General features: G+C 74.6%; 9 protein-coding genes. 8 read left to right on the top strand and 1 reads right to left on the bottom strand.

What is annotated here, in order from left to right:
* The first annotated feature begins 204 nt into the window (after window positions 1-204).
* From ACWEVO_RS24165 to ACWEVO_RS24140, 6 genes are all read left to right on the top strand, one after another.
* Window positions 205-996: a MaoC/PaaZ C-terminal domain-containing protein gene (locus ACWEVO_RS24165; RefSeq protein WP_452309798.1), complete on the top strand. Its 792-nt coding sequence runs from the start codon at window positions 205-207 to the stop codon at window positions 994-996.
* Window positions 997-1,076: 80 nt separating this feature from the next.
* A complete protein-coding gene (locus ACWEVO_RS24160; protein WP_452309797.1) occupies window positions 1,077-1,829 on the top strand; it encodes an NUDIX hydrolase in 753 nt (250 codons plus the stop codon).
* Window positions 1,826-2,800 carry a serine/threonine protein kinase gene (locus ACWEVO_RS24155; protein ID WP_452309796.1) on the top strand — a complete coding sequence of 325 codons (975 nt, stop codon included), beginning with the start codon at window positions 1,826-1,828 and terminating at the stop codon, window positions 2,798-2,800. Before ACWEVO_RS24160 ends, ACWEVO_RS24155 begins: the two co-directional genes overlap by 4 nt.
* Before the next feature lie 10 nt (window positions 2,801-2,810).
* Window positions 2,811-3,767: a hypothetical protein gene (locus ACWEVO_RS24150; RefSeq protein ID WP_452309795.1), complete on the top strand. Its 957-nt coding sequence runs from the start codon at window positions 2,811-2,813 to the stop codon at window positions 3,765-3,767.
* Entirely contained in the window at window positions 3,764-5,026 is a 1,263-nt protein-coding gene (locus ACWEVO_RS24145; protein WP_452309794.1) for an adenylosuccinate synthetase, read from the top strand. The genes ACWEVO_RS24150 and ACWEVO_RS24145 overlap by 4 nt, the downstream gene beginning before the upstream one ends.
* A gap of 24 nt (window positions 5,027-5,050) precedes the next feature.
* Complete coding sequence (locus tag ACWEVO_RS24140) at window positions 5,051-5,668, top strand: DedA family protein (protein WP_452309793.1); 618 nt, start codon at window positions 5,051-5,053, stop codon at window positions 5,666-5,668.
* 205 nt (window positions 5,669-5,873) lie between these two features.
* On the opposite strand, the gene ACWEVO_RS24135 is transcribed toward ACWEVO_RS24140, so the two are convergent.
* Window positions 5,874-6,512: a TetR/AcrR family transcriptional regulator gene (locus ACWEVO_RS24135; protein ID WP_452309792.1), complete on the bottom strand. Its 639-nt coding sequence runs from the start codon at window positions 6,510-6,512 to the stop codon at window positions 5,874-5,876.
* A 79-nt stretch (window positions 6,513-6,591) separates the two neighbouring features.
* Between ACWEVO_RS24135 and ACWEVO_RS24130 the strand changes: the two genes are divergently transcribed.
* Together ACWEVO_RS24130 and ACWEVO_RS24125 are read left to right on the top strand one after the other, a co-directional pair.
* Complete coding sequence (locus tag ACWEVO_RS24130; protein ID WP_452309791.1) at window positions 6,592-7,044, top strand: SCP2 sterol-binding domain-containing protein; 453 nt, start codon at window positions 6,592-6,594, stop codon at window positions 7,042-7,044.
* A gap of 2 nt (window positions 7,045-7,046) precedes the next feature.
* A partial coding sequence (locus tag ACWEVO_RS24125) for an acyl-CoA dehydrogenase family protein (RefSeq protein ID WP_452309790.1) occupies window positions 7,047-7,472 on the top strand: 426 nt, incomplete at its 3' end.

Raw genomic sequence — 7,472 nt, 5'->3', positions numbered from 1 at the left:
GGTCGGGACGGCCCCGGCGGCCGTCGGTGCCCGGGCCCCGCCCGCCCGCTGAACCAACGGGCGGGTTCCGACCGCCCTCGCGTACCACCGAACCTCACCTCCGCACCCGCCCGACGGCGGCCCGGCGGCGCACCTCGACGGTCGCGCGCCGCGCCCCGGGCCCGTGCGGACCTCTCCACCACGACGTTCCCGTGAGGTGCCGACATGGAAAAGACCGTTCTCTACCACTTCCTCACCGCCGTTCCCGAGGCCGCCGCCATCTGGTCCGCCCTGCTCCTGCTCGCCCTCGGCGTCCTCGCCGTGCTGGTCGCCCGGCCGGAGCGGGACGCCCCGCCGGAGGTGGTCCCCGACCCGGCCGCCGAGGAGGCGGCCCGCCGCGCCGACCTGTGCCGGTACGCCGACGAGGTGGCGGTGGCCGCCGCCGGGGCCGCGCGCCCCCCCCCCCCCCCGGCGCCCCGCCGGCCCCCCCCCCCCGAGACCGTGGACTTCCGCACGTACGCCGAGAACCTGCGCCCGCACGAGCGGGGCCGGCAGCTCGACGTGGTGCTGGTCGGCTCGGTCGACGGCGAGGAGGTCTGGCGGGGCGTCTCGACGTACCTCGGGCGGGAGCGGCAGGCGGGCGGCGGCCCGCGGCGCGACCGGGGTGAGCGGCCGACCCCGCCGGCCCCGTCGGCGCGGTGGCGGCTGACCCCGAGGGTCGGCACCGACTACGCTCGGGTCTCCGGCGACCACAATCCGATCCACACCTCCCGGCTGGGCGCGCGGCTGTTCGGCTTCCCCCGGCCGATCGCGCACGGCATGTGGAGCAAGGCGCGCTGCCTGGCCGCGCTGGAGAGCCGGCTGCCGGAGGCGTACACGGTGGACGTGGCGTTCAAGCTGCCGGTGCCGCTGCCGTCCACGGTGGCCTTCAGCGCCACCGCGACCGGCGCCGACTGGGACTTCGCCCTGCACAGCGCGCGGGACGGGCGGCCGCACCTGGTGGGCACCGTCCGCTGAGGAAAGAGGGGCTTGGCATCCCCTCTTTCGTGCGCTAAGTTGTTCTCACAGTGAGTTGTTCTCAGAGTGAGAGAGACGCCGTGAACGAGCAGGACTTCCTCGCCGCGTACGACCCCCGGGACTATCCGGCGGTCGCGGTCACCGTCGACGTGGTCGCGCTGACCATCCGCGAGGGCGCGCTGCACCTGCTGCTGATCCGCCGCGCTGCGCCGCCGTACGAGGGACACTGGGCGCTTCCCGGCGGCTTCGTCCGGCCCGACGAGGACCTGGCCGCCGGCGCCCGCCGCGAGCTGGCCGAGGAGACCGGGCTCGGCGGTGAGCGGCTGCACCGGGTGCACCTGGAACAGCTCGGCAGCTACGGCGCGCCGGACCGGGACCCGCGGATGCGGATCGTCTCGGTCGCCCACCTGGCCTTCGCCCCGGACCTGCCCGACCCGGCCGCCGGCACCGACGCCGACGACGCGGTCTGGCTGCCGGTGACCGCGCTGACCAGCCGGCAGCTCGCCTTCGACCACGGCCGGATCATCGACGACGGGTTGGAGCGGGCCCGCGCCAAGCTGGAGTACACGCCCCTCGCGACCCGCTTCCTCGACCCCGAGTTCACCATCACCGAACTGCGGGCGGTCTACGAGACGGTCTGGGGGCACCCGCTGCACCCGGGCAACTTCCACCGCAAGGTGCTCTCCGTACCGGGCTTCGTGGAGAGCACCGGCGCCAGCACCGAGCGCGGCGGCGCGCGGGGCGGCCCCCGGGCCAAGCTCTACCGGGCCGGCGACGCCCGGCTGCTCCACCCGGCGCTGCTGCGCCCCGCCCGGGAGGAGACGGTGCGGTGAGGACCGAGGAGGCCATCCGACTGGTCGCCGCCGCCCGCGGCGACGCCGACCTTTTCGGCAGCGAGGCCCCCGCCCGCCGCTACCGCGAGCTGGTCGCGGCCCTGCACCCCGACCGGCTGGGCGCGGCCGACGACGAGGTACGCGCCGCCGCCACCGACGCCCTCACGGTCGTCACCGGCCGCTGGCGGGGCGGCCGGGGCACCACCCTGGGCCGCTACCGGCTCCACCGGATCGCGTACGCCGGGGACCTGGCCGACCTGTACGACGTCGGCGCGGACCGGCTGCTCAAGCTGCCCCGCAGCCCCGCCGACAACGACCTGCTGGCCGCCGAGGCGCGCGCCCTCCGGCTGATCGCGGAGCGGGGCGACCCGCGCCACCTGCCGTACGTGCCCCGGCTGGTCGACTCGTTCCCCGTCCGCGATCCCGGGAGCGGGGCGGAACGCCGGGTCAACGTGGTGGCCGCGGCACCCGGGCTGCACAGCCTGGACGAGGTGCGCCGGGCGTACCCGAACGGGCTGGACGCCCGCGACGCGGCCTGGATGTGGCGGCGGCTGCTGGTGGCCCTCGGCCTGGCCCACCGGGCCGGCGTGGTGCACGGCGCGGTGCTCCCCCGGCACGTGCTGATCGAGCCGAACGGGCACGGCCTGGTGCTGGTCGACTGGTGCTTCTCAGCGGTCGACGGGGGTGCCGTGCCGGCGCTGGTCCCCGGCCACGAGGACTGGTACCCGGCGGAGGTGACCGGCCGGCGGCCCGCCGGCCCCGGCACCGACCTGGCCATGGCCGCCCGGTGCATGACCTGGCTGATGGCCGACCGCGCCCCGCGCGAGCTGCGCGCCTTCGCGGCCGGCTGCCGGCGCCCGAAACTCACCGCCCGGCCGGACGACGCCTGGCGGCTGCTCGGCCAACTCGACGAGGCGCTGGAGCGGCTCTACGGGCCCCGCACCTTCCGACCCTTCACCCTCAATCCCTAGGGAGGCTGTCATGGGCAGCGGAATCTGGTCCACCGACGTGTACGACGCCGCCGACCGCTACCGGCGGGCCACCGGAGCGAGCGCCTTCTCCTACAGCGACAGCGGGGCGCGCACCGTGCACCCCGCGCTCGACCCGCGCGGCGTGGTCCGGGAGAGCCGCGACTCCGCGGAGCACCCGCAGTCGACCGCCATCGCGGTCCTGTTCGACGTCACCGGTTCGATGGGCCACGTCCCCCGGGCGCTCCAGACCAAGCTGCCGCAGCTGCTCGGACTGCTGCTGCGCCAGGGGTACGCCCGCGATCCACAGCTCATGTTCGGCGCGATCGGCGACGCCACCTGCGACCGGGTGCCGCTGCAGATCGGCCAGTTCGAGTCCGACAACCGGATGGACGACGACCTCGGCCGGATCGTGCTGGAGGGCGGTGGCGGCGGGCAGATGACCGAGTCGTACGAGCTGGCGCTGTACTTCATGGCCCGGCACACGGTCACCGACTGCTGGGAGAAGCGGGGCCGGCGCGGCTACCTGTTCATCATCGGCGACGAGCTGGCCTACCCGCGGGTAGACCGGCGGCAGGTGGCCCGCCTGATCGGCGACGACCTGCGCGAGGACCTGCCGGTACGGCAGATCGTCGACGAGGTGACCCGGCGCTGGGACACCTACTACCTGCTCCCGGCCGGCAGCGCGTACGCCGGGAACCGGCGGGTGCTCGACTTCTGGCGCGGCCTGCTCGGGCAGCAGGCCGTCGAGCTGGACGACCTGGATGCGGTCTGCGAGACCATCGCGCTCACCGTCGGCCTCGGCGAGCAGGCCATCGACCTGGACGAGGGGCTGCGCGACCTGGACCGGTCCGGCTCGACGGCCGGCCGGACCGTCTCCAAGGCCCTGGCCCGGCTGGACCGGGCCGGCCGCGCCGAGGTGGCCACCCTGCCGGTGGCGGGGAGCGGTTCGGGAGTGACCCGGCTGTGAACCACGTGCTGGTGGTCGACCTCGGCTACGGCGACGCCGGCAAGGGCACCGTCGTGGACTGGCTCTGCGCGAGCCGGCCGGTGCACACGGTGGTCCGGTTCAACGGGGGCGCGCAGGCGGCGCACAACGTCGTGCTGCGCGACGGACGGCACCACACGTTCGCGCAGTTCGGCTCCGGGACGTTCCGCCCCGGGGTGCGTACCCACCTGGCGCGGCACGTGGTGGTGGACCCGCTGGCGCTGGCCGCCGAGGCCGACCACCTCGCCTCCGTCGGGGTGCCCGACGCACTCGACCGGCTGACTGTGGACGGTGAGGCGCTGCTGGCCACGCCGTACCACCGGGCCGCCAACCGGGCCCGGGAGATCGCCCGGGGAGCCGACCGGCACGGCTCCTGCGGGCTGGGGGTGGGCGAGGCGGTGGCGTACGGCCTCGCCCACCCAGACGAGGCGCCCCGGGTGGCGGACTGTCGTCGCCCGGCGGTGCTGCGTCGCCGTCTCACCGCGCTGCGTGACCGGCTCACCGCCGAGCTGGGCCCGCTGGACGCCCCGCCGGTCGAGGACTGCCTGCCCGCGTACGCCGGGTTCGCCGGGCGGGTGGCGATCGTCGACCGGACGTACCTGGCCGGGGTGCTGCGCGCCGGGACCTGCGTCTTCGAGGGGGCGCAGGGGGTGCTGCTCGACGAGTGGCACGGCTTCCACCCGTACACCACCTGGAGCACCACCACGTTCGCGAACGCGGAGAAACTGCTCGCCGAGGCGGGCCTGGCCGGCAGCGCGCAGCGGCTCGGGGTGCTGCGGGTGACCACCACCCGGCACGGACCCGGGCCGCTGGTCACCGAGGACCGGGCGCTGCCGTTCACCGACCCGCGCAACCCGACCAACCCCTGGCAGGGGCGCTTCCGGTTCGGCCACTTCGACGCGGTCGCCCACCGGTACGCCCTCGACGTGGCCGGCGGGGTGGACGGGCTCGCGCTGACCCACCTCGACCTGGCCGGCCCCGCGCTGCGGATCTGCCGCCGCTACGACACCCTCGACCGGCTGGTGCCCGGCCCGGCCGGTGACCTGCATCGGCAGGCCGCGCTCACCGCCCGCGTGCTGGCGGCCCGCCCGGTCTACGACGAACCGCCGCCCGCCGACTGGCCCGCAGCGGTCGAGGCCGCCCTCGGCGCCCCGGTCCTCCTCACCTCGCACGGCCCCGCCGCCGAGGACAAGGAAGGGCCCCTTGTTAACGCCTTTTGTATAGGAAGGGCCCCCTGCTAACACCGCAGCCCCGAGCATGGGGGCATGGCGGACGTGCTCGACCTGCTGCACCGGACGGTGACCTCGCCGTGGGTGTATCTGGTGATCATCGCGGTCACCGCCGTCGACGCGTTCTTCCCGGCGGTACCCGGCGAGACCGTGGTGATCACCGCCGCGGTCTTCGCCGCCGGCGGGGAGCCGAACCTGGTCGCGGTGATCGTGGCGGCCGCGCTCGGCGCCGTGGTCGGCGACCACATCTCGTACGCGATCGGGCGCGGCGGCGGCGCGCACCGGCTGGCCCAGCTCCCGGCGGACAGCCGGCGGCGGGCCAGCTCCGAGTGGGCCCGCCGGGCGGTGGACCGGCGCGGCGGCATGATCCTGACCACCGCCCGCTACGTCCCCGGCGGCCGGACCGCGGTCACCCTGACCATGGGCGCGGTCCGTTATCCGGTGCGCTGCTTCCTGATGTACGACGCGCTCGCCTGCGGCAGCTGGGCGGTCTACTGTGGCCTGCTCGGCTGGTTCGGCGGGCTGGCCTTCGCCGACCACCCCGTCCAGGGGCTGCTCGTCGGTATCGGGCTGTCGCTGCTGGCCACGGGCCTGTTCGAGGTGGCCCGCTGGGCCCGCCGCCGGGCCCGCAGCCGGGCCGCCCTCCGCCGCTGACCCGACTTGATCGACTCCGGCTGCGGCAACCCGCGGCCTCCCCGTCCCCGGAGGCCGCACGTTGCCGCAACCCGCGGTCTCCGCCGACGTGGATGGCGCGTGTTGCCGCAACCCGTGGGCTCCGGCGGGCGCGGATGGGGCGCGTTGCCGCAACCTGCGACGCCGACCCCGCGGCCGGCGGGGCCGGGTCAGTCGGCGGGCTGGGTCAGTCGGCGGGCGGGTGCCAGGTGACGCCGCGCAGGAGCTGGTCGGCACCGAGCCAGGCGACGTTCATCATCCGGGTGGCCGTCTTCTCCGCGTCCGCCTCCGGATGGTCGGCGAGCCAGTCCGCGAGGGACTCGGTGGCGCCCACCAGGGCGTACGCGACGACCTCCAGGTCGGTGGCGCCGACCTCCCGCCCCTTGGCCCGCAGCGCGTGGTCGAGCATGCCGGCCACCACCTCGACCAGCCGGTCGCGCATGGTGGCCAGTTCACCGGCGAACGGCTGGGAGCCGCGCGCCTGCCGGTAGAGCACCGCCCAGCCGTCCCGGTGCGCGCCGACGAAGCCGAAGAAGGCGCGCAGTCCGCGCCAGAGCCGCTCGTCGGCGGGCAGGTCGGGGGCGGCCGCCCCGGCGATGGCCTCCATCATCCGGGTCCCCTCCCGGTGCAGGCAGGCGACGAAGAGTTCCTCCTTCGTCCCCAGGTACGCGTAGACCATCGGCTTGGAGATGCCCGCGTCGTCGGCGATCTCGTCCATGCTGGCGGCGTGAAAGCCCCGGCGGGAGAAGACCTTGACCGCGGCGTCGAGCATCTGCTGCTCGCGTACGGCCCGCGGCAGGCGCTTGAAGGTGGGTGTGCTGGACACCCTTGCGAGCATACCTACTCGTGCGTAAGGTTACGCCAGAGTAACCAAAGTCGGCCCCGCTCCGAGAGGTGCATCCCCCATGACTGACTTCGACCCGGCCAACTTCGCGAACGTCGGCCCCAAGGAGTTCGCGCAGCTGGTCAAGTCCACCCCCGACGACAAGATCGCCGAGATCATGTCGGGCGACCTGCGCGGCAAGGTGCTGAGCGAGGTCTTCAACCGGATGCCGACGCTGTTCCGCGCCGACCGCGCCGGCTCGACCAACGCGGTCATCCACTGGAACATCACCGGTCGCCCGGACGGCGGCACCGACACCTACGAGATCGTCATCGAGAACGGCACCTGCACCGTCTCGGAGACCCCCACCCGGGACCCGAAGCTGAGCCTCACCATGGGCCCGGTCGAGTTCCTGAAGATCGTCTCCGGTGGCGCCAACCCGGTCATGATGTTCATGACCGGCAAGCTGAAGGCCAAGGGTGACCTGGGCCTGGCCGCCAACATCGCCAACCTCTTCGACATCCCCAAGGCCTGACCATGGCCGAGTTCTCGCTCGACCTGAACGAGGAACAGCGGGACCTCCGCGACTGGGTGCACGGCTTCGCCACCGAGGTCGTGCGCCCGGCCGCGGCCGAGTGGGACGCCCGGGAGGAGACTCCCTGGCCGATCATCCAGGAGGCGGCCAAGGTCGGCCTCTACGGCTTCGAGTTCCTCGCCACCTGCTGGGCCGACCCCACCGGCCTCTCCCTCCCGATCGCCAGCGAAGAGCTCTTCTGGGGGGACGCCGGCATCGGCCTCAGCATCTTCGGCACCTCCCTCGCGGTCGCCGCCATCTACGGCGCCGGCACGCCGGACCAGCTCGTCGAGTGGGTGCCGCAGTGCTTCGGCGACGTCGACGAGCCGGCCGTCGCCGCGTTCTGCACCACCGAGCCGGAGGCCGGGTCCGACGTCGGCTCGATGCGG

The sequence above is a fragment of the Micromonospora sp. NPDC003776 genome, assembly GCF_053605645.1.
The sequence above is the reverse complement of the archived record's forward strand: the minus strand, read 5'-3'. Positions and strand labels throughout refer to the sequence as shown.